Annotated in this window: 20 protein-coding genes and 1 pseudogene; 9 read left to right on the top strand and 12 right to left on the bottom strand. The window is 71.4% G+C overall.

Annotation, left to right across the window (positions count from 1 at the left end):
* Positions 1-9: 9 nt before the first annotated feature.
* Positions 10-420 (bottom strand): Hsp20/alpha crystallin family protein, encoded by a 411-nt coding sequence (locus AA23TX_RS32920; protein ID WP_155546618.1) that lies wholly within the window; start codon positions 418-420, stop codon positions 10-12.
* A 192-nt stretch (positions 421-612) separates the two neighbouring features.
* Between AA23TX_RS32920 and AA23TX_RS32915 the strand changes: the two genes are divergently transcribed.
* A complete protein-coding gene (locus tag AA23TX_RS32915) occupies positions 613-867 on the top strand; it encodes a dsRBD fold-containing protein (RefSeq protein WP_230862834.1) in 255 nt (84 codons plus the stop codon).
* A 221-nt stretch (positions 868-1,088) separates the two neighbouring features.
* Here the strand turns inward: AA23TX_RS32915 and AA23TX_RS32910 are convergent, their stop codons facing one another.
* Positions 1,089-1,292 (bottom strand): hypothetical protein, encoded by a 204-nt coding sequence (locus AA23TX_RS32910; protein ID WP_230862833.1) that lies wholly within the window; start codon positions 1,290-1,292, stop codon positions 1,089-1,091.
* A gap of 103 nt (positions 1,293-1,395) precedes the next feature.
* Between AA23TX_RS32910 and AA23TX_RS32905 the strand changes: the two genes are divergently transcribed.
* Positions 1,396-2,385, top strand: coding sequence for an Acg family FMN-binding oxidoreductase (locus AA23TX_RS32905; RefSeq protein WP_230862832.1), 990 nt, complete (start codon positions 1,396-1,398; stop codon positions 2,383-2,385).
* A gap of 31 nt (positions 2,386-2,416) precedes the next feature.
* On the opposite strand, the gene AA23TX_RS32900 is transcribed toward AA23TX_RS32905, so the two are convergent.
* A complete protein-coding gene (locus AA23TX_RS32900; RefSeq protein WP_155546617.1) occupies positions 2,417-3,055 on the bottom strand; it encodes a response regulator transcription factor in 639 nt (212 codons plus the stop codon).
* 164 nt (positions 3,056-3,219) lie between these two features.
* Here AA23TX_RS32900 and AA23TX_RS32895 point away from each other — a divergent pair, with 164 nt between their 5' ends.
* From AA23TX_RS32895 to cydD, 3 genes are read left to right on the top strand one after another with little or no spacing between them, the layout of a single operon-like run.
* Positions 3,220-4,620, top strand: a complete 1,401-nt coding sequence (locus AA23TX_RS32895; protein WP_155546616.1) for a cytochrome ubiquinol oxidase subunit I — start codon at positions 3,220-3,222, stop codon at positions 4,618-4,620.
* 15 nt (positions 4,621-4,635) lie between these two features.
* Entirely contained in the window at positions 4,636-5,655 is a 1,020-nt protein-coding gene (cydB, locus tag AA23TX_RS32890) for a cytochrome d ubiquinol oxidase subunit II (RefSeq protein ID WP_155546615.1), read from the top strand.
* Complete coding sequence (gene cydD / locus AA23TX_RS32885) at positions 5,652-9,077, top strand: thiol reductant ABC exporter subunit CydD (protein WP_155546614.1); 3,426 nt, start codon at positions 5,652-5,654, stop codon at positions 9,075-9,077. The genes cydB and cydD overlap by 4 nt, the downstream gene beginning before the upstream one ends.
* Positions 9,078-9,572: 495 nt before the next feature.
* On the opposite strand, the gene AA23TX_RS32880 is transcribed toward cydD, so the two are convergent.
* Genes AA23TX_RS32880 through AA23TX_RS32870 form a run of 3 tightly spaced genes read right to left on the bottom strand, consistent with a single transcriptional unit; the run spans position 9,573 to position 13,425 of the window.
* Entirely contained in the window at positions 9,573-11,918 is a 2,346-nt protein-coding gene (locus AA23TX_RS32880; RefSeq protein WP_155546613.1) for a phosphoketolase family protein, read from the bottom strand.
* Entirely contained in the window at positions 11,915-12,820 is a 906-nt protein-coding gene (locus tag AA23TX_RS32875) for a universal stress protein (protein WP_155546612.1), read from the bottom strand. The genes AA23TX_RS32880 and AA23TX_RS32875 overlap by 4 nt, the downstream gene beginning before the upstream one ends.
* Positions 12,817-13,425 carry a CBS domain-containing protein gene (locus AA23TX_RS32870; protein ID WP_155546611.1) on the bottom strand — a complete coding sequence of 203 codons (609 nt, stop codon included), beginning with the start codon at positions 13,423-13,425 and terminating at the stop codon, positions 12,817-12,819. The genes AA23TX_RS32875 and AA23TX_RS32870 overlap by 4 nt, the downstream gene beginning before the upstream one ends.
* A 217-nt stretch (positions 13,426-13,642) precedes the next feature.
* Here AA23TX_RS32870 and AA23TX_RS32865 point away from each other — a divergent pair, with 217 nt between their 5' ends.
* Together AA23TX_RS32865 and AA23TX_RS32860 are read left to right on the top strand one after the other, a co-directional pair.
* Positions 13,643-14,053 carry an ArsR/SmtB family transcription factor gene (locus tag AA23TX_RS32865; RefSeq protein ID WP_155546610.1) on the top strand — a complete coding sequence of 137 codons (411 nt, stop codon included), beginning with the start codon at positions 13,643-13,645 and terminating at the stop codon, positions 14,051-14,053.
* On the top strand, positions 14,050-15,702 hold the full coding sequence (locus AA23TX_RS32860) for a SulP family inorganic anion transporter (protein ID WP_155546609.1): 1,653 nt from the start codon (positions 14,050-14,052) through the stop codon (positions 15,700-15,702). Before AA23TX_RS32865 ends, AA23TX_RS32860 begins: the two co-directional genes overlap by 4 nt.
* A gap of 220 nt (positions 15,703-15,922) precedes the next feature.
* Here AA23TX_RS32860 and AA23TX_RS32855 read toward each other — a convergent pair whose 3' ends face one another.
* From AA23TX_RS32855 to AA23TX_RS32845, 3 genes and pseudogenes are all read right to left on the bottom strand, one after another.
* Complete coding sequence (locus AA23TX_RS32855) at positions 15,923-16,348, bottom strand: STAS domain-containing protein (protein WP_277875436.1); 426 nt, start codon at positions 16,346-16,348, stop codon at positions 15,923-15,925.
* A 295-nt stretch (positions 16,349-16,643) separates the two neighbouring features.
* Positions 16,644-16,745, bottom strand: a pseudogene (locus AA23TX_RS50425) (universal stress protein); the annotation flags it as partial.
* 171 nt (positions 16,746-16,916) lie between these two features.
* Entirely contained in the window at positions 16,917-18,665 is a 1,749-nt protein-coding gene (locus AA23TX_RS32845) for a sensor histidine kinase (protein WP_155546607.1), read from the bottom strand.
* Positions 18,666-18,786: 121 nt separating this feature from the next.
* On the opposite strand from AA23TX_RS32845, the gene AA23TX_RS32840 reads away from it, so the two are divergent.
* Positions 18,787-19,785, top strand: coding sequence for an Acg family FMN-binding oxidoreductase (locus AA23TX_RS32840; RefSeq protein WP_196425633.1), 999 nt, complete (start codon positions 18,787-18,789; stop codon positions 19,783-19,785).
* Positions 19,786-19,893: 108 nt separating this feature from the next.
* On the opposite strand, the gene AA23TX_RS32835 is transcribed toward AA23TX_RS32840, so the two are convergent.
* Positions 19,894-20,802, bottom strand: a complete 909-nt coding sequence (locus AA23TX_RS32835; protein ID WP_196425632.1) for a GAF domain-containing sensor histidine kinase — start codon at positions 20,800-20,802, stop codon at positions 19,894-19,896.
* A gap of 360 nt (positions 20,803-21,162) precedes the next feature.
* On the opposite strand from AA23TX_RS32835, the gene AA23TX_RS49740 reads away from it, so the two are divergent.
* Entirely contained in the window at positions 21,163-21,375 is a 213-nt protein-coding gene (locus AA23TX_RS49740) for a hypothetical protein (RefSeq protein WP_196425631.1), read from the top strand.
* Positions 21,376-21,390: 15 nt separating this feature from the next.
* Here AA23TX_RS49740 and ppdK read toward each other — a convergent pair whose 3' ends face one another.
* Both ppdK and AA23TX_RS32820 read right to left on the bottom strand, forming a co-directional pair.
* A complete protein-coding gene (gene ppdK, locus AA23TX_RS32825) occupies positions 21,391-24,150 on the bottom strand; it encodes a pyruvate, phosphate dikinase (RefSeq protein WP_230862831.1) in 2,760 nt (919 codons plus the stop codon).
* 118 nt (positions 24,151-24,268) lie between these two features.
* Complete coding sequence (locus tag AA23TX_RS32820) at positions 24,269-24,868, bottom strand: Rv1733c family protein (RefSeq protein WP_155546605.1); 600 nt, start codon at positions 24,866-24,868, stop codon at positions 24,269-24,271.
* Positions 24,869-25,140 lie beyond the last annotated feature (272 nt).

Below are 25,140 nucleotides of genomic sequence, written 5' to 3'. Positions count from 1 at the left end.
GGTGGTCACCTAGTTCTTGGTGACCTGGATCTTGACGTGCCTGTCGCGCGGGTGCTCCGAAACCGGCATCGAGATCTCGAGGATGCCGTCGGTGTACGCCGCCTTGACCTTCGCCGGGTCGGCTCCGGCCGGCAGGCTGACCGTGCGGCTGAACGTGCCGTAGAAGAACTCACTACGGCCGCCGTCCGCGGTCTCCTTCGCCTCACGCTCGGCGGAGATGGTCAGCAGCCCGTTGTGCGTGGTCACGGAGATGTGCTTCTCCGGGTCGAAGCCGGGCAGCTCCGCGCGGACGACGTACTTGCCGTCCTCCGTGGACTCCTCGATCCGCACCGGGTTGTGCTCGGCGAACGGCCAGGGGTTCTCCAGCCACGCCGCGATGCTCGGCAACGCCAGGCGTGAACCCGGCACCAAGGCAGTCATCGTGTTTCTCCTTCCTCGCGGCGACGGGCGCCGCACCACAAGGAGACCTCGGGGAGCGGCGCCCGCGACGCGGCCGGACTACCCGAACCGCGAGGACCTTGGTCACCGAAGTCCACCCGGGGACCAACGGCCCTGTACTCCGGCCGGCTCCGCTGTCACCCGTCGGCGGCACGGGGAGAAACGGAGCGGAAGATGAGCCAGCCGGCAAAGATGTGGAGTTTCGACGCCGCGATCGAGCGCGGAGCCCACCGGACGCGAGCCCAGATCGTGCTGCACACCCCGGATGGGCACGAGTTCTCCGGCGTGGGCTTGGCGCTCCGGACAGGCCCGGAGCAAGTCGCGAGCTACCTGGCTCTGGGGCGCGCGCTGTCGGACCTGACGGAGGAACTGGTGGAGGCCGCGACCGCGGAGCTGGACGTCGAGGCCGGGCGCACTCCGCACACGTGACGGCTCAGCCGGCTGATGCCCTCGGGACTGGCGGAGGCGCGGGCCGGCGAGCCGAGGGGGAGGGAGCGCACCGACCCGCGAGCGTGACGCTAGCGGACCGCACCGGGTGTCGCCCTTCGCGGTGACCTGATAGGTCTTCGCCACCCGGCTCCACAACCGCGGCGCTGTCGCACGTCGGCCACAGTGGTCACGGTCAGCGGACCGGCGCCGGCCACTCCACCTCACGCCCCCATCAGGACCGCGGCCGAGGGTGAACGCGCCACCGACTGCTTCGGCGCGGTCCCCCAGGTTGCCCGCCTGCTCGGCGAGACATCCTCGCGCAGGCTCTTGCTGGCGTCGACCACGAGACCGCGCAGCACGTCGTCCTTGAGCGCGACCGACACGGACAGGTCGTCCTCCGGCTGCGGGCCGGACTCGTCCACCACGCTGGTGACCTTTTCCCCTTACCGCCGGGCTTCGCTGCGAGAGACCCTCGGGAGAAGCTCAAGGAACCACAGAGTGCCGCGTGGCGGGGCCCGAGGGGAAACCATGACACTACCGATCACCTCGATCGGCCTGCTGGACTCCGATCAGGTGAAGTCCGTGCTCGGCGCGGCGGTGCTCGCTCCGTCGACCCACAACACGCAACCTTGGCGCTTCCGCTGCACTCCCGCGGGCCTCGAGCTGCACGCCGATCCGGAGCGCGCCCTACCCGCGGCCGACGCCGACCAGCGAGAACTGCTCCTCTCCTGTGGTGCCGCACTGTTCAACCTGCGCACCGCCATCCACGCGCTCGGCGCCCACCCGGCGACGACCCTCCTCCCCAGGCGCGACGACCCCACCCTGCTCGCGGTGGTCCGGCCATTCGCGGCCCGCAAGCCGGACCGGCGCTTCGTGGAGCTGGCGGACGCGATCCCCCGCCGGCACACCAACCGCACCCCGTTCGAAGCGGTCACCATCCCGGCCACCGCCGTGGCCGGACTGCGCCACGCCGCGGAGGTCGAACAGGCCTGGCTGCCCCGGCTGAACCCGCACCAGCTGGACCAGCTGCGCGAACTCGTGCACAAGGGGCATCACGTCCAGGTGGCCGATCCCGCATTCCTCGCCGAGTGGCGGTACTGGACCGCCCGCGACCGGGACAGCCGCGACGGCGTGCCGGAGTACGCGGCCGGCGCGATGCCCTCGGAGAACGGCGGCTGGGTCCTGCGGGACTTCGGCTCGCGCCCGCGCGGCCGGGCCGACGACTCCGAGCCGCTGGTCGTGGTCATCGGCTCGTTCGACGACACCCGGATGGACCGGATCCGGGCCGGTCAGGCGATGCAGCGGGTGCTCCTGACGGCGACCGTGGCCGGGCTCGACGCGTCGTTCATCTCGCAGCCGGTCGAGGTGCCCGCGATCCGGACGGAGCTGCGCAGCCTGCTCGGCGGTGGCCTGTGGCCGCAGATCGTGCTGCGCCTCGGCCGTGGTGCGCCCGTACCGTGGACGCCGCGGCGCTCCGTGGCCGATGTCCTGCTGGAGCCGGACCGGCTCAAAGCCTAGGGCCGTGACCGCCCCGCTGGGCGGACCGTGCCTACCGGTCTTGGTTGCGGAGTTCGGTGGCGAGGACAGCGGCCTGGGTGCGACGTTCCATCCCCAGCTTGGTCAGCAACCGGGAGACGTAGTTCTTCACCGTCTTCTCCGCCAGGAACATCCGCTCCGAAATCTGCCGGTTCGTCAACCCCTCACCGATCAACTCCAGTAGCTTCTTCTCCTGATCCGACAAATCCGCCAACGGACCCTTCTTCGCCTGACTGTCTCGCAGCTTGCCCATCAACGCCGCCGCCGCGTGCGCGTCCAGCAACGACCTGCCCGCCCCCACCTCCCGCACCGCCGTGATCAAATCCATCCCTTTGATGTCCTTGATCACGAACCCGCTCGCCCCCGCCATCACCGCATCCAGCATCGCCTGCTCATCGGTGAACGACGTCAACATCAAACACTTCAGCTCCGGCAACTTCGACCGCAGCTCCCGCGCCAGCTCAATACCGTTCCCATCCGGCAACCGCACATCCAACACGGCCACATCCGGGTTCAACGCCGGAATCCGCGCCAGCGCCTGCGACACACTCCCCGCCTGCCCCACCACCGTCAAGTCCTCGTCCTCGTCCAGCAGATCAGCGACACCACGACGGACCACCTCATGGTCATCGACAAGAAACACGCGGAGCATTCCGACCTCCCGGCAACAGTGACTGGAGATCAGCCTACGGCCACCGGGCCTCCGATGGCAGGGACCGGGGACCGTCGCGGAAGTGACCAAGGACCCTCTCGCCGGAGGGCCCTCGCGCCGGATGCTGCCGGAGACAACATCGTCCGCGCGAGCAGGAGAACCGGATGAACGCCCTGGACATCGCCCGCTGGCAGTTCGGGATCACCACCGTCTACCACTTCATCTTCGTCCCCCTGACCATCGGACTGTCCTTCCTGGTCGCCGGGATGCAGACGGCCTGGGTGCGCACCGGCAACGACAAGTACCGCCGGATGACGAAGTTCTGGGGGAAGCTGTTCCTCATCAACTTCGCCATGGGCGTGGCGACCGGCATCGTGCAGGAGTTCCAGTTCGGGATGAACTGGTCGGACTACAGCACCTTCGTCGGCGACATCTTCGGCGCGCCGCTGGCCATCGAAGGACTGCTGGCGTTCTTCCTCGAGTCGACGTTCCTCGGCCTGTGGATCTTCGGCTGGGACAAGCTGCCGAAGAAGCTCCACCTCGCGACGATCTGGATCGCTTCCATCGGCACCGTGCTCTCGGCGTACTTCATCCTCGCCGCGAACTCCTGGATGCAGCACCCGGTCGGCTCGATCGTGAACCCGGCGACCGGCCGTGCGGAGCTCAAGGACTTCGGCGCCGTGCTCACCAACTCGACCGCCGTCGGCGCGTTCGCCCACACCATCACCGCGTGCTTCCTGACCGCCGGCATGTTCGTCGTCGGCATCAGCGCCTGGCAGCTGCGGAAGAACCGCTCGGCGGACGTGTTCCGGCCGTCGATGAAGCTCGCGCTGGTCACCGTGCTGATCGCGAGCCTCGGCGTCATCGTCACCGGTGACCTGCAAGCGCGGCTGATGACCGAGCAGCAGCCGATGAAGATGGCCGCCGCCGAAGCGCTCTACGACACCGTCGCGCCCGCGTCGTTCTCGCTGTTCACCATCGGTTCGCTGGACGGCTCGCAGGAGAAGTTCAGCATCCGCGTCCCGGGCGTCCTGTCGTTCATGGCGACCGGCAAGTTCGACGGCCGCGTCGAGGGCATCAACGACCTCCAGGCCGCCGAACAGCAGGCCTACGGCCCCGGCGAGTACCGCCCGAACATCCCGGTCAGCTACTGGACGTTCCGCCTGATGATCGGCTTCGGTTTCCTCTGCCTGCTGATCTCCCTGGCCGGGCTCTGGCTGTTCCGCCGCGGCCGCACCCCGCGCGCCCGCTGGTTCTTCCCCATCGCCACCGCCGCGATCGCGCTGCCGTTCCTGGCCAACAGCGTCGGCTGGATCTTCACCGAGATGGGCCGCCAGCCCTGGTCGGTCTTCGGGGTCCTCAAAACCGCCGACTCCGTGTCCCCCACCGTCCCCGCGGGCAGCGTGCTGACCTCGCTGATCGTCTTCACCGTCCTCTACGGCATCCTCGCGGTCGTCGACGGCGTCCTGATGGTCCGCTACGCCAAGGCCGGGCCCCCGCCACCCGAAGCACCGCGCGACGACACCGATTCCGACGAGCCGCGGCCCGCGGCCTTCGCCTACTAAGCGCCGGAGACCGCCATGGCCCTCACCGACATCTGGTTCCTGCTCATCGCGGTCCTCTGGACCGGCTACTTCGTCCTCGAAGGCTTCGACTTCGGCGTCGGCATGCTGCTGCGCGTCCTCGGCCGCGACGACACCGACCGCCGCGTGCTGATCAACACCATCGGCCCGGTCTGGGACGGCAACGAAGTCTGGCTGCTCGTCGCCGGCGGCGCTACCTTCGCCGCCTTCCCGCTCTGGTATTCGAGCCTGTTCTCCGGCTTCTACCTCGCCCTGCTGCTGGTGCTGGTCGCGCTGATCCTGCGTGGCGTGGCGTTCGAGTTCCGAGGGAAGATCGACAGCCCGCGCTGGCGGAACACGTGGGACTGGATCATCGTCTTCGCCTCGGCCGGGCCCGCGCTGCTGTGGGGCGTCGCGTTCGGCAACATCGTCCACGGCGTCCCGCTCGACGCGAAGCACCACTTCACCGGCACGTTCTTCACCCTGCTCAACCCGTACGCGCTGCTCGGCGGCCTGGCCACGCTCACGCTGTTCGCCTTCCACGGCGCCGTCTTCCTGACGCTCAAGACGACGGACGCGCTGCGCGACCGGGCTCGCAGCCTGAGCCGCGCTCTCGGCGGCGCGGCGATCGTCTTCGGCGGCGTGTTCCTCGCCTACACCGCGGTCGAGCACGGCGGCTGGGCGTGGCTGACATCGCTGATCGCCGCGGCGCTGCTGGTCGCGGGCGTGCTGTTCGCCGCGGGTGACCGGGACCGGTACGCCTTCGCGAGCACCGCGGGCGCGATCATCGCCGTCACCGTCACGCTGTTCTGGTCGCTGTACCCGAACGTGCTGCCCTCGACGACCGACCCGGCGTTCAGCCTCACCACGACCAACGCGTCCTCGACGCACTACACGCTGCAGATCATGACCTGGGTCGCCGTCGCGTTCACCCCGATCGTGCTGGCCTACCAGACGTGGACCTACTGGGTGTTCCGCAAGCGCATCAGCCGCACCTCCATCCCCGCCGGCGGCGGCCTGCCCGCGGTCCGCCGGTGAAGCCCCTCGATCCGCGGCTGCTCCGCCACGCCAGCGCCGTCCGACCGTTCATCCTCGCCTGCGCCGCTCTGGGCGTGTTCACCGCGATGCTGGTGCTCGCCCAGGCGGAGCTGCTGGCGAAGACGATCACGTGGGCCTTCCTCGACGGCTTCGCGCTGAGGAATCTGCTGGTCCCGGTCGGGATGCTCGTGCTGGTGGTGCTTGCTCGAGCCGGAATCGCGTGGGTGTCGGAGACGACCGCGCACCGCGCCGCTGCCCGGGCGCTGTCCCAGCTGCGGGAGACCGTGATCGCGGCCGCGCTGCGGATCGGTCCGCGCCGGGCCGACCGCTCCCCCGCCGAGGTCGCGGCGCTGGCCATGCACGGCGTCGATCGCCTGGAAGGCTACTTCGCGCGCTACCTGCCGCAGCTGCTGATCGCCTCGGTCGTGCCGCTGGTGGTCGGGGTGCGGATCCTGCTCGCCGACTGGGTCGCCGCGGTCATCGTGGGCTTCACGGTGCCGCTCATCCCGATCTTCATGATCCTCATCGGCCTCTACACCCAGCGCGACGTCCAGCGGCAATGGAAGACCCTTTCCGTGCTGGGCAACCACTTCCTCGACCTCGTCGCCGGCCTCGCCGAGCTGACCTCCTTCGGCCGGGCCCGCGCCCAGATCCGCTCGCTGCGCGAGATCACCGAGAAATACCGCACCCAGACCCTGCGCACCCTGCGCGTCGCGTTCCTGTCCGCCCTCGCCCTCGAACTGCTGGCCACCCTGTCGGTCGCGGTCGTCGCCGTGTCGATCGGCCTGCGCCTGCTGGCCGGGGAGCTCGACCTGCAGACTGCTCTCGTCGTGCTCATCCTCGCGCCCGAGGTCTACTTGCCGCTGCGGGCGGTCGGCGCACGGTTCCACGACAGCGCCGAAGGACTGGCCGCGGCCGAGGAGATCATCGCGCTCGCCGACACGCCCACCGGCGACACCGGCACCCGCACGGTTCCCGACCTCACCCGCGTGGCGCTGCTCTGCGAAGACGTCACCGTGGCAGGCCGGTCCGGACCGATCCTCGACGCCTTCAGTCTGCGCGTGCCGCCCGGCGAAGTCGTCGGGATCACCGGACCGAGCGGAGCGGGCAAGTCGACCCTGCTCGACCTCCTGCTCGGCTGGCGGCGGCCCGACAGCGGCCGGATCCTGCTCGGCGACACCGACTTGGCCGATATCGGCCGCGCGACCTGGCACCGGCACCTCGCCTGGGTCCCGCAGCAGCCGCACCTGGTCGCCGGGACGGTGGCGGAGAACATCCGCCTGGGCTGCCCCGACGCCACCGACGACGCCGTGGTCGCGGCCGCTGACACCGCGGCGCTCGACGTCCCGCTGTCCACTGTGGTCGGTGAGCTCGGCGCCGGGCTGTCGACCGGCCAGCGCCGCCGTGTCGCGCTGGCCCGCGCGGTGCTGCTCGACCGGCCGCTGATCCTGCTCGACGAGCCCACCGAGGGCGTCGACGCGGAGACCGAGGCCGCCATCCTCGACCGGCTGCCCAAGGTGCTCGCCGGGCGGACCGCCGTGATCGTCAGCCACCACCCCGCGGTGCTGGCGCGGTGTGACCGTGTCGTCTCAATGGGCGGCAGCTCGGTGCCGGCCTCAGCGGATCCTCCGTCCGCGGCCTCCACGCCGACCGTGCGTGCCGCTGCGCCGGCTTCCGACGCACCGTCCGTTGTGGACTTGGCGGGCCCGAAGTGGCGCCCGCTGCTCGACGCGATCCGGCCCCACAGGTCGCGGCTGGCCCTGGCGTGCCTCGCCGCGACCGCCGCGCTGGGCTGCGGCGTCGCGCTCACGGCGACGTCGTCGTGGCTGATCGCGAGCGCGGCCCTGCACCCACCGGTGCTGAGCCTCATGGTGGCGATCGTCGCGGTGCGGACGTTCGGCCTGGCGAAGGGAATTTTCCGCTACATCGAGCGGCTGCTGTCCCATGACGTCGCGCTCCGCGCTCTGGCCGAGCTGCGGGTACGGGTGTGGGCACAGCTGGTCCGGATCGGGCCGGCGGGCACGACGCGGTTGCGCCGGGGCGACCTCCTGCACCGGCTGGTGTCCGACGTGGACAACCAGCAGGACGTTCTCGTGCGCGGCCTCGTGCCGGGTGTGTCGACGTTCGTGGTCCTCACGACGACCGCCGTCACCCTCGGCCTCATCCTGCCCGGCGCCGGCCTCGCCGCCGCCGTGGGCCTCTTCACCGCCGGCGTCGTCGCCCCGGTCGTCGCCGGTCTGACGGAGCGCCGGGCGCAGCGCGAAACGGCGCGGCTGCGGGCGGACCTCACCGCCGGAACGGTCGAGTTGCTGCAGGCCTCGGCCGACCTGATCACCCACGACGCCACGGCCCGGCGGCACGCCCGGCTGCGGGACATCGACACCGCGCTGACCGTCCGCCACCTCCGTTCGGCGGCCTGGCGCGGGCTCGGCGGCGGCATCGCCACGCTGGGCGTCGGGCTGACGTCGGTCGCCGGTCTCGTGCTGGGCATCCTGGCCGTACGTGCGGGCCAGCTCCCCGGTCCGGCGCTGGCCGTCCTGGCCTTGACACCACTGGCCACCGCCGAACTGGTGGCCGGCCTGCCCGAGGCGGCACAGCGGCTGCTCGGCGCCGGCGGCTCGGCCCGCCGGCTCGCGGAGCTGGACACCCTGCCCGCACCGCACACCGAACCCGTGCCCGCCACCCCCGCCCCGGCCGCCGCGGAACTGGCAGCCGAGCACTTGGCGGTCCGCTGGCCGGGGGCGGCGGCCGACGCCGTGCGAGACGTCGGCCTGCGGATCGGCCACGCCCGCCGGATCGCGCTGACCGGCAGGTCGGGCGCGGGCAAGAGCACGGTGATCGCGGCCCTCATGCGCTATCTCGACCCGTCGGCGGGCCGGGTGCTGCTCGACGGGACCGACACCCTGAGGTTCGACGGCGACTCCGTCCGGGCGCAAATCGCCTGGTGCGGGCCGGACACCCACCTGTTCGACAGCACGCTGCGAGAGAACCTCCGCCTGGCCCGCCCTGGTGCCTCCGACGACGAGCTCCGCACCGCTCTGGGCCTGGCCCAGCTCGGTTCGTGGCTCTCGCACCTGCCCGACGGCCTCGACACGGCGCTGGGCACCCACGGAACCCCGATCTCGGGCGGCGAGCGGCAGCGCGTCGGCGTGGCCCGCGCGCTGCTGTCGGACCGCCCGATCCTCCTGCTGGACGAACCGACGGCCCATCTCGACACCCCCACGGCGACGGCGCTGGCGGCCGACGTACTCGCGGCGACCGCGGGCCGGTCGGCCCTGGTGGTCACCCACCGGCCCGCGGAGTTCGCCTCGCTCCCGGCGGTGGCCGTGACACCGGCCGGGAAGGCGCGAGCCGTTTCGGCGGGCCGGCCCGCCGGCAGCCGCCCCTCGACACCCTCCCGGTACGTGCGGACGTCGACCTAGCCAGTGTGGTCGGCCGGACGGCCACCTCCTGCCCGACCGCGGCTTCGCGGTCGGGCAGCAAAGCGGGCACTGCGCGTCGACATCGGCCAGAACCAGGGTGACGGCGCCGGGCAGGTGCTGCCGCGCGCAGTGCCGGCCACCCAGCGCGCCGACCACGGTCCGTGGTCCGCGTCCATCGCGGCCTCCAGCTCGTCTCGGGTGACCGGCGTGGTCACTCCCGCCTCACCGCACAAGAGCGTGCGAACGCCGCCCGCCATCGGGCCGCCGCCACTGGGTCGCGGTGTGCTCCACGCCGAACGCCTCGCCGCCTACTTCGACTACCTGCTGGAGCACCTGCCCCCGGCACGGATGCCCGGACTCCGCGGCGCGGGTGACCCTCTTCTACGAAGACTGCCTCCGCACCGGTTTCGCCCGCTTCAACCGGCATTCGAGACGCCGTGAAGGCCCCCTTGAGGAACTACGAGTTCCTCAAGGGGGCCTTCACGGCGTCTCGAATCAGCCTTCCCAGGCCCAGTCGCGGATCTCCGGCAGGTCTTCACCGTGGGCGCGGATGTACCGGGTGTGCCGACCCTGTTTCTCGGTCATCCGCTGCCGCAGCACCCCGGCCGTGGCGGCGAGCCCCGGTACGCGGTCGATCACGTCGATGACCAGCTGGAAGCGGTCCATGTGGTTGAGCACCAGCATGTCGAACGGCGTGGTCGTGGTGCCGTGCTCGGTGTAGCCGCGCACGTGCATCCCCGCGTGGTTCGTCCGGCGGTAAGCCAGGCGGTGGATCAGCCACGGATAACCGTGGTAGGCGAAGATCACCGGCCGGTCCGGGGTGAACAACGCGTCGAACTCCCGATCACCCAGCCCGTGGGGGTGTTCGACCTCCGGCTGCAGCCGCATCAGGTCGACCACGTTGACCACGCGCACGGCGAGGTCCGGCAGCTCTTCCCGAAGGATCTTCGCGGCGGCCAGGACCTCGAGGGTCGGGGCGTCGCCCGCGCAGCCGAGGACGACGTCGGGCTCCCGGTCGGTGTGGCTGCTCGCCCACTCCCAGATGCTCACGCCGCGGGCGCAGTGCAGGGCCGCCTGCTCGGCGTCGAGCCAGTTCGGCGTGTCGTTCTTGCCCGCCACGACGACGTTCACGTAGTCCCGGCTGCGCAGGCAATGCGCCGCCACCTCCAGGAGCGTATTCGTGTCCGGCGGGAAGTAGATCCGCACCACCTCGGAGCTCTTGTTGGCGACGTGGTCGACGAAACCCGGGTCCTGGTGGGAGAAACCGTTGTGGTCCTGCCGCCACACGTGCGAGGTCAGCAGGTAGTTCAGCGACGCCACCGGACGCCGCCACGGGATCTGCCGGTGCACCCGCAGCCACTTGATGTGCTGGTTCACCATCGAGTCCACGATGTGTACGAACGCCTCGTAGCAGGAGAACAGCCCGTGGCGCCCCGAGAGCAGGTAGCCCTCGAGCCAGCCCTGGCACAGGTGCTCCGAGAGCACCTCCAGCACCCTGCCGTCGGGGGACAAGTTCTCGTCGACCGGTTCGATCGCGGCCTGCCACTGCTTGCCGGTGACGTCGTAGACCGCATCGAGCCGGTTGGACGCCGTCTCGTCCGGGCCGAACAGGCGGAAGTTCGCCCGGTCGGCATTCAGCGCGAAGACGTCCCGCAGGAACCGGCCCAGCACCCGGGTCGGCTCGGCCACCGTCACCCCCGGCGCCGGCACGGACACCGCGTGGGCCGCGGTGCCGGGCAACGACAGCGGCCGCAGCAACACACCCCCGTTGGCGTGGGGGTTCGAGCCCATCCGGCGCTCCCCCGCCGGGATCATCGCCGTGACGTCGGCGACCGGACGGCCGGACCCGTCGAACAGTTCCGAAGGCCGGTAGGACAGCAGCCACTCCTCCAGCTGCTTGAGGTGCTCCGGGTTGTGGCGGACCTCGGCCAGGGGCACCTGGTGGGAACGCCAGGTCCCCTCGACCGGCTTGCCGTCCACAACGGACGGTCCCGTCCAGCCCTTGGGGCTGCGCAGCACGATCATCGGCCACACGCCGCGCCGTTCGGCGAGGGTGGCGACGGCCGAGTCGAGCGCCGCGGCCATTGCCTGGTGCATCGGCTCCGGGTCGCTGCCCTCGACGTAGATCGGCGCATACCCGTAGCCGCGCAGCAAGGCGTCCAGCTCCGCCGGGGCGATCCGCGAAAGCACCGTCGGGTTGGCGATCTTGTAGCCGTTGAGGTGCAGGATCGGCAGCACCGCGCCGTCCCGGACCGGGTCGAGGAACTTGTTCGCGTGCCACGACGTGGCCAGCGGGCCGGTCTCGGCCTCGCCGTCGCCGACCACGCAGGCGACGAGCAGGCCCGGGTTGTCGAACGCGGCCCCGAAGGCGTGCGCCAGCGAGTAACCCAGCTCGCCGCCTTCGTGGATCGAACCGGGCACTTGCGGCGCCACATGGCTGGGCACGCCACCGGGGAAGGAGAACTGCTTGAACAGCTCCCGCATGCCCGGGGCATCGCGCGTGACCTCGGGCCAGGCTTCGGTGTAACTGCCCTCCAGCCACGTGTTCGCCAGCAACGCCGGCCCACCGTGCCCCGGGCCGGTGACCAGCATGGCGTTCAGGTCGTGGGTCAGGATGGCCCGGTTGAGGTGGGCGTAGACGAAGTTGAGGCCGGGCGAGGTCCCCCAGTGCCCGAGCAGTCTCGGCTTGACGTGCTCGGCGCGCAGCTCCTCGCGCAGCAGCGGGTTGGCCATCAGGTAGATCTGGCCGGCCGAAAGGTAGTTCGCGGCCCGCCAGAGGGCGTCCACCTGGGCGAGTTCGGTGCCGCTCAGCGCCGCCGGACGTGCTTCGACGGCGGTCATGCCTTCGGCTCCGGGCGGACGACGAGCACCGGGCACTGGGCGTGCTGCACGAGAGCCTGGCTGGTCGAGCCCAGCAGCATGCCCGTGAATCCACCGCGGCCGCGGCTGCCCACGACCACCAGCTGAGCTTCCGCGGACGCCTCGAGCAGCGCGTGCCGCGGCCGGTCGCGCACGAGCACACGCCGGACCTCGACGTCGGGATATTTCTCCTGCCAGCCCGCGAGCCGCTGACCGAGCAGCCGCTCCTCGTCGTCTTCGAGGGTGTCCGGCGGGGTCAAGATCCGCGCGGTGCCGAAAGCGTCCTCGTAGGTGACGTCGTTCCAAGCGTGCAGCGCAATCAGCGGCGTGCCACGCAGCGAGGCCTCCTCGAACGCGATGGCCAGCGCTTGTTCGCTGTTCGGGCTGCCGTCGACGCCCACGACGACCGGTCCCGAGCCGGGGACGGCCGTGGCCCCGTCGCGGCCGCGGACCACCGCGATCGGGCAGTGCGCGTGGGCGACGACCGTGGCCGCCGTGCCCCCGAGCAGCATGTCGGCGAATCCGCCGGCGCCGGTCCGGCCGACGATGAGCATCCGGGCGTGCCGGGACTCCTCGATCAGCAGCGGCACGGGTGGCTCGTTCGGCTGTTCCGTCGTGACGACGAGGTCCTTGTCGATCGACGCCACGAGGCTGCACGCGTCGGCGATGGCCCGCTCGCCGTCGGCTCGGATCGCGTCGAACAGCGCCTCCGCTCCGGCGCCGAGCATCCCGCCTCCGTAGTACACGCCGGCGAGCTGGAGACCATGCACGACCTTCAGCTCGAGATGGCGCCGGGAGGCGAGGTTCGCCGCCCAGGCGACGGCGGCGGCGGAACCCACCGAGCCGTCCACGCCCACGGTGATCCTCGGTTCGATGGTGCTCATCGTGCTTGCTCCTCACCCGCATACGCGGTGTCGGCGGCGACGACGCCGGGCACGGCCAGCGCCAGCAGCCGGGCAACGTGCCGATCGGTGTCGTCGTCGAACTGGTCGGTGATGTGCACGCACCCGTCACGGACATCGATTCCCCAGCGGCCGCTGCCGCCGTAGATCTCCAAGCGGTGCTTGACGTCCCGGGCGATCTCGGTGTCCTCCCGCGCGAGCATCCGGACGACGTCGCCGCGGGTGACGATGCCGGCGACCGCCGAGCCGTCGACGATCGGCATCGCCCGGATCCGGGCGTCCACCAAGGCCTGGCACAGGTCGGCGACATCGGCGCCGGTGTCCATGGCGGTAGCCGGGCTGGTCATCAGATCACCGACGGTCTTGCCGGCGACGGTGGCGCGGGGCTCGTGGACGTGGCGCGGGTCGGCCGGGACCCGGCCGCGGATCAGATCGGCCTCGGTGACGATGCCGACCAACCCGTCCTCGTCGTCCACCACGGGAAGAGCCGTGAAGCCGTGCATCGACAGCAGCCCGGCCGCCTCCTTGGCGGACGTCCACGGGTGCACGGTGATCACCGGCGCGGTCATCAGATCGCGTGCTCGCATCGGGGGTTCCTGCCTTTCGGGGTTACCTCCCAACCTAGGAAGCGGGGACCCTGGTCACCGCTGGCGTCGGTCACCGGTCGAGAGGACTTACGTCCCTTCGCGCCATCACGTCCACGGAGACGATGATTCCCTCGCCCGGCGCGCAGCACCGAGATCGCCCGGCCGCGTCCCGCCATGGATTGATGGATTGATAGAGTCATCAATCCAGGAGGTGCCCATGCCCGCAAGGTCCCGCACGACGGAGCCGCTGTACCGGATCAAGGCCGACCTGTTCAAGTGCCTCGCGCACCCGACCCGGATCCAGGTCCTGGAGGTGCTGGCCGCCGCCGGGGACGACGGCGCGCCGGTGACGCGGCTGCTGGAGGTGACCGGCTGCGAAGCCTCCCAGCTGTCCCAGCACCTCGCCGTCCTGCGCCGCACCCGGGTCGTCACCTCGTCGCGGACCGGCAACGCCGTCGAGTACTGGCTCGCCGAACCACTCGTGGCCGAACTGCTCGTGGTCGCCCGCGCCTTCCTGATGGCCGGGCTCCGTCCCGGCTCGGAGCAGCTGCGCGCCGCCCGGGAGCTGCCGCCGCTGCCCGGTGCGAGCCCCCAGGCCGTGCTCGACGCGATCGCGGCCCGGGTGTGAACGCCCGCGACCTGCTGCCGGGCCGGGGTGACTACGACCTCCACGGGCCCGTGCTGCGCACGGACTTGCTCGCCGGGATCACCGTCGGCGTCGTGGCCCTCCCGCTGGCCCTGGCCTTCGGGGTCAGCTCCGGCGCGGGACCGGCAGCCGGTCTCGTCACGGCCGTCGTGGCGGGGATCGTGGCCGCGGTGTTCGGCGGCTCACCCGTCCAGGTGTCCGGACCGACCGGAGCGATGGCCGTGGTCCTGGCCCCGATCGTCGCCGCACACGGCCCGTCCTCGATCGCCCTGGTCGCCATCCTCGGCGGTCTGGTCGTGCTCGTCGCCGGAGCCGCGCGGCTGGGCCGACTGGTCGGCTACCTCCCCTGGCCGGTCGTCGAGGGCTTCACCCTCGGGATCGCCTGCATCATCTTCCTGCAGCAGGTCCCCGCGGCCGTCGGCACGGCCGCGCCGCCGGGGAAGAACCCGCTCCTGGCCGCGGCCGACGCGGTCGCGCACGCCGTGACCGGCGGCGGCGTGGGCGTCTGGACGATCGCGACCGTGGCGCTGGTCGCGGTGATCATGCTGGTTCTGCCCAAGCTGCACCGCGGGATACCGGCCTCCCTCTTCGCGGTCGCCGTAGCGACCGTCGTCGCCGAGGTCGTCCACGCACCCCTTCCGCGGATCGGCGGGCTGCCCAGCACACTGACCCCCGCGCTGCCGTCCTTCACCCTCGGAGCGGTCGGCGACCTCACCGGCGCCGTCGTCGCGGTCGCCGCGCTGGCAGCCATCGAATCCCTGCTTTCCGCGCGCGTCGCCGTGACGATGACCCGCACGGGGCCCCCGGTCGGGCCGACCCGCCCGGACCGCGAGCTCGTCGGTCAGGGACTGGCCTCGATCGCCAGCGGCCTCTTCGGCGGCATGCCCGCCACCGGTGCGATCGCCCGCACCGCGGTCAACGTCCGCTCGGGCGCCCGGACCCGGCTGGCGGCCATCACGCACGCCCTGGTGATACTCGCGGTGATCTACGCCGCCACCGGGCTCGTGTCCCGGATCCCGCTCGCCGCGCTGGCCGGCGTCCTCATGGTCACCAGCCTGAAGATGGTCCCACTGCCCACGATCCGCGAAGTCGTCCACGCGAGCCGCTCCAGCGCGGCCACCTTCGCCGTGACCGCGCTGGTGACCGTCGCCGCGGACCTCATCCTCGCCGTCGAAATCGGCCTGCTCGTCGCCGCCTTCTTCGCCCTGCGCCACCTCGCCGGCGCCGCGCACGCCCGCCGCGACGCGCTTCCCGGTCCCGCCACCCCCGGCGACGAGCACATCGCGGTGTTCGGCTTCGAGGGCGCCATGTTCTGGGGCGCTTCCGAACGCATCGTCACCGAAATCGCCGGCACGACCGACGACGTCCTCGTGGTCATCCTGCGGCTGTCCCGCCTGCACCTCCTCGACGCGAGCGGCGCGAAAGCACTCGGCGAAGCCATCGAAGAACTCGAAGCCCGCGGAATCACCGTGCTGATCAAGGGAATCCGGCCACACCACCAGCACGTGCTGACTGCCACCGGCGCCCTCGGCAAGCTCCGACACGAGAACCACCTGTTCACCGACCTCGACGAAGCAGCCGCCCACGCCCGGTCACACGTATCTCGGGCGACCGAGGACGCACGCAGCTGATCGATCTACCGGCATTCACCCGCGAGCGATCACTGATCGAATGTCATGCCGCACGAGGACTTTGGTCATCAGAACCGGTGTCCTGTGGCGCGCGCCTGAGCACGCACGCATCGAGCCGGACACGCACCGGCGCGGACTTCTGCATCGCATTCTGCGAGCGCGACGGCGAGTTGCGTCAGCACGTACCGGCTGAGGCCGGGTCGGTCTCCGCCGGCGCTTGTCAGCGCCGGGAGCTGCCGTGGGCGTCCAGGCCGCTCGGATCAGCCGACAGCGTCAGCCGGTCCAGGGCCTCCTCCACGCTGCGGTGGACCGGCAGGACCTGCTCCAGGCCGAGCGCGGTGATCGGCCGCAGCACTGCTCGCCGACGTCCGACGACCGCGAAGGGCACCCGCGCCGCAGCGGCGTCGGCAACCATGTCGATCAGGATCGTCAGCGCCCGGGCGGCGCAGAACTCGACCGCCGAGGTGTCGCAGACCAGCGCCCGCGGTTGCCGGTGCAGCTCATCGGCGAGCAGCGCCGCGAACTGATCGGTGACGGTCGCATCGAGCTCGCCTGCCGTGGTGACCACGCTTGCTGCGCCTGTCCGGGTCACCGCGAACGCCGCCGACGCCCGGCGTCGCGAATCCCGCGGCCGGGGCACGGACATCGACGGCATGCGTACGGCCTCCCAGCGAGCAACTGCGAGACCTCGTCGCCACTTGTCCCATCACCGATCAGCTGCCGATCCGGTCCCGATCTTCGCGCAGCCGTACGCGACTTTCCTTCCAGGGCAGCAATTCCCCGGGAAGGAGCACTCGATCGTGTGGTTCGACAGCGAATGAGCAGAAGCGCACATGTTGTCCAAGCGCCCGAACGAAACCCGTCCGCTGTGTCCGATGTGGCCGACAGTCACTTCGATAGCCGGCCGACGCGCGCCCAGGTCGTGATGACCATGATGGCGACGGCGCGTCGTGCGGGGTCCGGCCGCGGACCACCACGATTGGGCAACGTGCGTACGGCGCCAAGGCGACGGCGGTCGAGCCGACGATCAGGCCCGTGAAGCCTTATCCTCCCCCGATACCCGAGGCCGCACCCCAGGCGTTCGCGCGAGCCGGATCGGCGGAGAAGTCGCGGGGCCGTGGTTCACCCCCTGGTCGCCATGGCGGCCTCCGGAGTCGCTGATCTCGTGGTGTACCCAGCAAATCGGGACAAGTGCGCCACCGCATGGACCGGGCTCAGCGGAGCGGCGCCGTCCACTCCACCTTCAGGCCGCCCTCGGGGCCGCTGCCCAGCGTGAACGAACCGCCGACCGCCGCAGCCCGTTCGCCGAGGTTTCCCAGCCCGCTCGGCGAGATGTCCTCGGCCAGCCCCTTGCCGTCGTCGACCACCAGGATCCGCAAGAGATCGTCCCTCACCGTGATCGAAATCGACACCGTCGACGCCTCGGCGTGCCGCACGGCGTTGCTGACCGCCTCCCGCACCACCGCCTCGACGTGCTCGGCCAGCTGCGTGGGCACCGTGTCGATCGAGCCCGACATGCTCACCGTCGGCTGGATCGGGGCATCATCGGTCAGCTCCGCGACCGCGTCGTGCAGCCGGTGCCGTAACCGCAGCCCCGTCTCCCCCGCCACCCCGCCGTGCAGATCGAAGATCGCCGTACGGATCTCCTGCACGATCTCGTGCATCTGCTCGATGCTGTCCCCGAGCCGCTTCTGCAGCTCCGGCGATTTCGTCCGCCGCTGGGTGCTCTGCATCGACAGCCCCACCGCGAACAACCGCTGGATCACGTGGTCGTGCAGGTCACGGGCGATCCGGTCCCGGTCACCCAGCACGTCCAGCTCGCGCGCGGCCCGCTGCTGCGCCGCCAGCTGCAGCGCCAGTGCCGCCTGGTCGGCGAACGAGGCCACCACCGACAGCTGCGCCGACTCGAACCCCGCCGCCCCGGCCTCCCGGGCCGCGATGAGCACGCCGGTCGTCCGGTCCCCCGCGCGCAGCGGGACGACCAGCGCCGGCCCGTAGCGGTGCTCGCGCAGGGCCAGCTCCGGCACGCTGCGCGGCGTCCGGTCCCGGTACACCGCGCCGGGCACGCTCTCCTCGAGGTCGATGTGCGTCCCCGCCAGCTCCGCCGCCCGCGTCCCCGCGCAGACGGTGACCGTGAGGTCGTCGACGTCCTCGCCCCAGTCCTCGTCGACGTCCAGGCGCCCGGAGTTCGGCAGCGCGAGCATGGTGACCTCCGAGCCGGTCAGCTCGAGCGCCCGGCTCGCGATCAAGTTCAGCGCCTCGACCGGGTCACCGCCGCCCAGCAGCTCGGTGGTCACCTCACTGGTCGCGGCCAGCCACTGCTGCCGCACCTGCGCCTGCTCGTAGAGGTGCGCGTTCTCGATCGCGATGCCGGCCGCGGCGGCCAGGGCCTGCACGACGACCTCGTCGTCGTCGGTGAACTGCTCGCCGTTCTTCTTCTCGGTCAGGTACAGCCGCCCGAACACCTCATCGCGCACGCGCACCGGAACTCCGAGGAACGAGTGCATCGGCGGGTGGTGCGCCGGGAACCCCACCGACGCCGGGTGCGAGGAGATCTCCTCCATCCGCAGTGGCTTCGCCTCGTCGATGACCACACCCAGCACCCCGTGACCGGTCGGCAGGTCGCCGATCAGCCGGCGGGCCTCGTCATCGATGCCGACGTAGACGAACTCCGACAGGGAACCGTCCTCGGCCAGCACCCCGAGCGCGCCGTACTCCGCCTCGCCGAGTTCCATCGCCGCCTGCACGATCCGCCGCAGCGTGGTGTCCAGCTCCAGGCCGGACGCGACGGCCAGGACGGCGTCGAGCAGACCGTCCATCTTGTCCCGGGTGCCGATCAGCAGCTCGATCCGGTCCTGCAGGTCACCCAGCAGCTCACGCAACCGCAGACCGGACAGAGTCCCGGCCATCCGCCGGGGGTTCGGTTCGTTTCCGGCGAGTTCCTTCACTGACACGCTGCCCACAACCTCCGCGTTGCTCGCATCGCTGGTGACCTTTTCCCCTTTCCGGGACCCAGCGACCTGAGAGATCGTCGCGAGGAGCCTTCCGAACCACAGTGTGCCGTGTCGCGGCGCGAGGGAAAACATGACATCAGCCATCACGCCGATCGGTCTGCTGGATTCCGATCAGGTGAAGTCCGTGATCAGCGCTGCGACGCTCGCCCCGTCGACGCACAACACGCAGCCCTGGCGCTTCCGCTGCACTCCCGCGGGCCTCGAACTGCACGCGGACCCGGGGCGCGGGCTCCCGGTGGTGGACGCGGACGGCCGGGAGCTACTGCTCTCCTGCGGGGCCGCGCTGTTCAACCTGCGCACCGCCATCCACGCCCTCGGCGCCCACCCGGCCACGACACTGCTCCCCCGCCGCGACGACCCGACGCTGCTGGCCCTCGTCCGGCCCTTCGCCGCCCGCAAACCCGACCGGCGGCTCGTCCAGCTGGCCGACACGATCCCACGCCGCCACACCAACCGCACTCCGTTCGAGACGGCCGCCATCCCCGCGTCCGTGCTCGCCGAGCTCCGGCACGCCGCCGAAGTCGAGCAGGCCTGGCTGCCCCGGCTCGACGCCAACCAGCTCGAACAGCTCCGCGAACTGGTGAACAAGAGTCACCAGGTCCAGCTGAGCAATCCGGAGTTCCTCGCCGAATGGCGACACTGGACCGGACGCGCCCGGCACAGCCGCGACGGCGTCCCCGCCTACGCCGGCGGCGCTGTGCCCGCCGACGACGGCGGCTGGATCCTCCGCGACTTCGGTACCCGGCACGCGCCCCGGCGCGGCCGGATCGACGAAGACGACCCGCTGGTCGTGGTCATCGGCTCCTTCGACGACACCCGGCTCGACCAGCTCCGGGCCGGTCAGGCGATGCAGCGGGTCCTGCTCACCGCTACCGCCGCCGGCCTCGACGCCTCGTTCATCTCCCAGCCGATCGAGGTCCCCGCCGTCCGTTCCGAGCTGCGCCAGCTGCTCGGCGGCGGGTTGTGGCCGCAGATCGTGCTGCGGCTGGGCCGGGGCGCGCCGGTGCCGTGGACGCCCCGCCGGTCTCTCGAAGACATCCTGCTCGAACCCGGCTCGACAAGCACGTGAGGGTGATCCCCGTCGCGGTCGGCACGAAGCTGGCCGGCGAAGACGACGGCGAGCCGGAGCGCCACCGCGCGACGGTCATCGCCTCGGGCGAGGTGCTGACCGTCCTGGTCACGGCAGTGGCACGGACCAGCGAACCCCGCGATCGTCCAGCTCCGCCGTGCCACCGTGGTGTTCGGCCCGTTCGGCCACCGCCGTCCACTCGGCGAGGTCACCGCGGCCGGAGCCATGACGGCCGTCGTGCTCGACGACCACGCTGACCTGGTGGCCGGTGCAGGTCAGCGCGAGGTCCACGGTCGTGGCCGCGGCGTGCCGGACGACGAGGGCGAGGGTGTCGCGCAAAGCGGCGACAAGGTCGTCGGCGAGTTCGCCGGTGCCGATGGTGTCCAGCTTGCCGGCGAACCGGGTCGACACCGACAGCCCCGGCTCGGCGGTCGTGTCGGCGAGAACCTCTTCGATCCGTTCCCGCACACCGGGCCCGTGGCCCGGATCGGCGTCGTCGAGCCGGCGGACGGCGTCCTGGATGTGGGCGATCACGCCGTCGAGATCCCGCACGGCCGCCCGGACCCGCTGCGCCACCACCGAACTCTTCGCCAACCCGATCGCGGCGTGCAAGGACAGGTTCACCGCGTACACGCGCTGAATCACCTGCTCGTGCAGCTCAGCGGCGATCTGATCACGCTCGTCGTAGATCTCGTTGCGGTGCTGCTCCGCGCGGGTGTCGGCGATCTCGATGGACACCGACGCCTGGGTGGCGAACCCGGCAGCCATCTCCAGGTCCTCCGGGGTGAACCCAGGACGGCCGCGCACCCGCGCGGCGGTCAGCACCCCATCGACCCTTTGGGTACCGGTCATCGGGACAACCAGCACAGCGTCGACGTCGACCAGGCTCGCCACCGCCGGTTCCTGGTCCGGGTGGTCCTCCCACGAACCCAGGTGCGGTTGCCCGCTGCGGAACACCCGGCCCGACAACGTCCGGTCGACGGAAACCTCGAGCCCGCTGAGGTCGTCGGCCTGCACGCCGACGGCGACCTCGCCTGCCCCGCCGTCGCAGCCAAGGCCAGCGCGAGTTCCTCGTCTTCCGCGGTGAACTCCCCGTGGTCGCACTCGGTCCGGATCGGCCGGGGGTCGTCGATCAGGGCGCCGAGCAAGCCCTTGCCTTCCGGGAGCCGTCCGACGAGCGCGACCGTCTGTGAGTCCATGCCGGTGTGCACGAACTCGGCCAGCTGCCGTCCGCCGGGCGCGATCACGCCCAACGCGGCGTAGCGGGCGCCGAGCAGGTCACGAGCCGCTTCGACGATGCGCCTCAGCAGCGTCGGCAACGCCAGATCGGAAGTCACCATCCGGCTCGCCTGCAACAGGCCCCGCAGACGCCCCTGGGTGACCATCACCTCCTGGGCGCGTTCGACCAGCCGACACGCCGGTGGCGCCGCCGTTGGCCGGGTCGAACACGTGCGCCCCGACCAGCCGGTCGACGAGCAGGCCGAATCCGGCGGCGGTGAGGATGGTGCCGAGGCCGCCGACGGCGACCCCGACAACCCAAAGGTTGCGCCCGACCCGGACGAGTGGATGGCGTCCGGCAACGGGATGTAGGCGAGGCCTCGGCTTCTAGCGGTTGTCGACGGCGCTGTCCGTTTGCCCCACGGCGGCGCGGCCGGACTCGAGCCGGGCGACCGGGACCCGGAACGGCGAGCAGGACACGTAGTCCAACCCCACCTCGTGGAAGAACCCGATCGACTCGGGGTCACCACCGTGCTCGCCGCACACGCCCAAGCCGAGATCCGGGCGCCGGGCACGGCCCGCGGCCACGGCGTCCGCAATGAGCCTGCCGACGCCGTCCCGGTCGATCGTCTCGAACGGCGACACCGCGAAGATGCCTTCGGCGAGGTATGCAGGGAAGAACGACGCTTCGACGTCGTCGCGGGAGAATCCCCAGACGGTCTGGGTCAGGTCGTTGGTGCCGAAGGAGAAGAATTCGGCCGACCCGGCGATGCGGCCCGCGGTCAGCGCCGCGCGGGGCAGCTCGATCATGGTGCCGATCTCGTACGGGAAGCTCGTCCCGGCGGTGACCTCGTCGAGGATCCGCCGGGCGCGCCCGGCCATGATGTCCAGCTCCCGCACGTCGCCGACCAGAGGGATCATGATCTCCACGCGGGGGTTCCCGTCCGCGCGGACGCGGATCGCGGCGGCTTCGGCGATGGCGCGCACCTGCATCTCGTAGAGCCCCGGCACCACCAGGCCCAGCCGTACCCCGCGGGTGCCCAGCATCGGGTTCTCCTCGTGCAGCCGCTCGACCGCGCGCAGCAGGGCCTCCGGCGCCCCCGGTCGGCCGAGCGCCCGGGCCACTGCCACCTCGGCGGTCAGCGCGGTGCGGTCGGGCAGGAACTCGTGCAGCGGCGGGTCCAGCAGCCGGATGGTCACCGGCAGCCCGTCCATCTCCTCGAGAATCCCCACGAAGTCCGCGCGCTGGAGCGGAAGCAGCGCCGCGAGCGCGGATTCGCGCTCGGCTTCGGTCTCGGCGAGGATCAGCCGTTCGACCAGCACCCGCCGGTCGCCGAGGAACATGTGCTCCGTGCGGCACAGCCCGACACCGGTCGCCCCGAGGCGACGGGCCCGTTGCGTGTCCTGCGGCGTGTCGGCGTTCGCCCGCACCTCCAGCCGCCGCCGGGCGTCGGCGTGCGTGATGATCCGGTCGACCGCCTGCAACAGCGCATCGGTTCCGGGCTCGCGACGGCCTTCGAAGTAGTCGACGACCGGCGACGGCACCACGGCCAGCTCACCGAGGTAGACCTCGCCGGCGGTGCCGTCGATGGAAATCAGGTCGCCTTCGGCTACGACCGTGCCGTCCGCGGTCGTGAACCGCCGGTTCGCCACATCGACGTCCAGGGACTCGGCCCCGCACACGCACGTCCGCCCCAGCCCGCGCGCCACCACGGCGGCGTGCGACGTCTTGCCGCCGCGGCTGGTGAGCACGCCGCGAGCATGGATCAGCCCGTCGAGGTCGTCGGGGTTGGTCTCTCTCCGCACCAGGATGACCGCGGCACCCTCCTCGGCCCGGCGCACCGCGGTCGCCGAGTCGAACACCACCTCACCGACCGCCGCCCCCGGCGATGCCGCGACGCCGGTCGCGACCGGCGTGGTGGTGGTATCGGCGAAGCGGGGGAACATCAGCTGGGCCAGCTGCGCGCCGGTGACCCGCCGCAGCGCCTCGTCCGCGTCGATCACGCCCTCTTCGCGCAGGGCCTCGGCGATGCGGAACGCGGCGGCCGCGGTGCGCTTGCCGACTCGGGTCTGCAGCATCCACAGCTTGCCCCGCTCGATGGTGAACTCGATGTCGCACAGGTCGCGGTAGTGCTCCTCCAACGTCCGCATGATCCCGAGGAGCTGTTCGTACGGTCCGGGGTGCAGGTCGGCGAGCCGGTGCAGGGGCAGGGTGTTGCGGATGCCGGCCACGACGTCCTCGCCTTGGGCGTCGGCGAGGTAATCGCCGTAGACACCAGGCGCCCCCGTCGCCGGGTCGCGGGTGAACGCGACGCCCGTCCCGGAGTCCTCGCCCAGGTTGCCGAACACCATCGCGCACACGTTCACCGCGGTGCCCAGGTCCTCGGGAATGTGCTCGGCGCGGCGGTACACGTGGGCGCGGTCGGTGTTCCACGACTCGAACACCGAGTTGATCGCGAGGTTCAGCTGCTCGCGCGGGTCCTGCGGGAAGTCCCGGCCCGCCTGTTCGCGGACGATGTCCTTGAACGTGGTGGTCAGCGCCCGCAGGTCGGCCGCGTCCAGCCCGAGATCGCCGGTGACGCCCTTGGCCTGCTTGGCCGCCCGCAACGCGCCGGCGAAGTGAGCGGCGTCGACGCCCAACACGGTGGTGCCGAACATCTGCACCAGCCGCCGGTAGGAGTCCCACGCCAGCCGCTCGTCCCCCGACCACGCGGCGAGCCCGGTCACCGAGTCGTCGGTCAGCCCGATGTCGAGGACGGTGTCCATCATCCCCGGCATCGAGAACCGCGCCCCGGACCGGACGGACACCAGCAGCGGCTCGTCGACCTGCCCGAGCTTGCGGCCCATCGCCCGTTCCAGCGCGTGCAGGTGCTCCCCCACCTCCTCGGTCAGCCCTTCGGGTGACGTGCCGGTGGCCAGGTACGCGCGGCACGCCTCGGTGGTGATCGTGAATCCCGGCGGCACCGGCAGCCCCATCACGGTCATCTCGGCGAGGTTCGCGCCCTTGCCGCCGAGCAGGTCCGCCATGGCGCGGTTGCCCTCGGCGAAGTCGTACACGTACTTGCGCATCGTCATCTCCCAGTCGGGGTCGGCGGCCAAGGGACGCGACCAGCCGGTCGACCGGTCCGTCCTCGGTTCCAGGTCCATCGCACCAATTCACCGGCGCCTCGCACACCGCACATCGGTCCACCGTCGGGTGGCCGTTGGTCATCTCTTGGAAGGCTGTTGGTCCTCGCCGGCGGCAAGCCGGCGCAGGTCCTTCCCTTCACGAGCCGGCGGGGCTTTGGTCGTCCCGGCGCGTGCGTCCCGGCTGCTGGACGAACCATTCCCGCTGCCACCGGGCGAGGCGGAACCGGTCCAGCAGCGCGACCACGGCGAGGTAGGACAGCACCAGCAGGAACACCACGCCGGCCCACAGCCCCGACGCGACGACCGTCGCGTCGATGACCGCCGCGGCCGGGATGAGGGGGCGATCGGCCGGGGCACCCGTCGCGTCGAGCCAGATCGGGACCTCGTTCCCCGCGACCGTCCCGGCGGGGACGTCCACCTCGCCGGTTCTCCACTGACCGTCTCGCGTCATCCAGGTCCCTCGCGCCGGACCGGGTTCGCCCGGTGCGCCGGTGCGGCCGGACGCGGGACCGTCGCTCAGCAGGATCACCGTCGCGGCGTGGCGAGTGGCGAGCTGTTCGCGGGATCTGGCTGCTTCGCCTCCGTGGATGCCGATCCCGAGCAGGACCGCGGCCGCCGCCGCGACGAGCGACAACAGGATCACCGAAAGGAGCAGACCCGCCTGCACCCGGTCCGACGGACGGGCCACCGAGTCACGCCCGGGCAGGACGCTGTGCCACAGCCGGGTCAACCGCATCGAGGTGTCCATCTCTCGTGCCCTCCGGATCGCTCGAACATGGGGCCAGCATCGGTGGCCACGGCGCCTGCGGCGCAGAGGACACAGTCCCCGGGATGCGGGCCATTTGACCGTTTGCGCCGCCGCGAGCCGGGTGACTTCAGGCTCTGGCGGCGACCGCCGGATGTCTGCGGACAGGTCAGCGCGGTTTCCGCACGGCCGCCCGGATCAGGGGTCACCAGCGCGATCACACTGCCCGCGATCCCGAACACCAGCACGGTCCGCGTGGTCAA

This window comes from Amycolatopsis camponoti (genome assembly GCF_902497555.1).
GTDB lineage: Bacteria > Actinomycetota > Actinomycetes > Mycobacteriales > Pseudonocardiaceae > Amycolatopsis > Amycolatopsis camponoti.
Note: the sequence above shows the minus strand (reverse complement) of the source record. Positions and strands in the feature narration are given on the sequence as shown.

What these genes read in the sequence shown, in the direction of transcription:
- AA23TX_RS32870 (WP_155546611.1), bottom strand. Translation starts at nt 13,425, where the DNA reads ATGCGAGCACGCGATCTGATGACCGCGCCGGTGATCACCGTGCACCCG.
- ppdK (WP_230862831.1), bottom strand. Translation starts at nt 24,150, where the DNA reads ATGGACCTGGAACCGAGGACGGACCGGTCGACCGGCTGGTCGCGTCCC.
- AA23TX_RS32915 (WP_230862834.1), top strand. Translation starts at nt 613, where the DNA reads ATGAGCCAGCCGGCAAAGATGTGGAGTTTCGACGCCGCGATCGAGCGC.
- AA23TX_RS32895 (WP_155546616.1), top strand. Translation starts at nt 3,220, where the DNA reads ATGAACGCCCTGGACATCGCCCGCTGGCAGTTCGGGATCACCACCGTC.
- AA23TX_RS32820 (WP_155546605.1), bottom strand. Translation starts at nt 24,868, where the DNA reads ATGCGGTTGACCCGGCTGTGGCACAGCGTCCTGCCCGGGCGTGACTCG.
- AA23TX_RS32875 (WP_155546612.1), bottom strand. Translation starts at nt 12,820, where the DNA reads ATGAGCACCATCGAACCGAGGATCACCGTGGGCGTGGACGGCTCGGTG.
- cydB (WP_155546615.1), top strand. Translation starts at nt 4,636, where the DNA reads ATGGCCCTCACCGACATCTGGTTCCTGCTCATCGCGGTCCTCTGGACC.
- AA23TX_RS32905 (WP_230862832.1), top strand. Translation starts at nt 1,396, where the DNA reads ATGACACTACCGATCACCTCGATCGGCCTGCTGGACTCCGATCAGGTG.
- AA23TX_RS32865 (WP_155546610.1), top strand. Translation starts at nt 13,643, where the DNA reads ATGCCCGCAAGGTCCCGCACGACGGAGCCGCTGTACCGGATCAAGGCC.
- AA23TX_RS32900 (WP_155546617.1), bottom strand. Translation starts at nt 3,055, where the DNA reads ATGCTCCGCGTGTTTCTTGTCGATGACCATGAGGTGGTCCGTCGTGGT.
- AA23TX_RS32920 (WP_155546618.1), bottom strand. Translation starts at nt 420, where the DNA reads ATGACTGCCTTGGTGCCGGGTTCACGCCTGGCGTTGCCGAGCATCGCG.
- AA23TX_RS32855 (WP_277875436.1), bottom strand. Translation starts at nt 16,348, where the DNA reads ATGTCCGTGCCCCGGCCGCGGGATTCGCGACGCCGGGCGTCGGCGGCG.
- AA23TX_RS32840 (WP_196425633.1), top strand. Translation starts at nt 18,787, where the DNA reads ATGACATCAGCCATCACGCCGATCGGTCTGCTGGATTCCGATCAGGTG.
- AA23TX_RS32880 (WP_155546613.1), bottom strand. Translation starts at nt 11,918, where the DNA reads ATGACCGCCGTCGAAGCACGTCCGGCGGCGCTGAGCGGCACCGAACTC.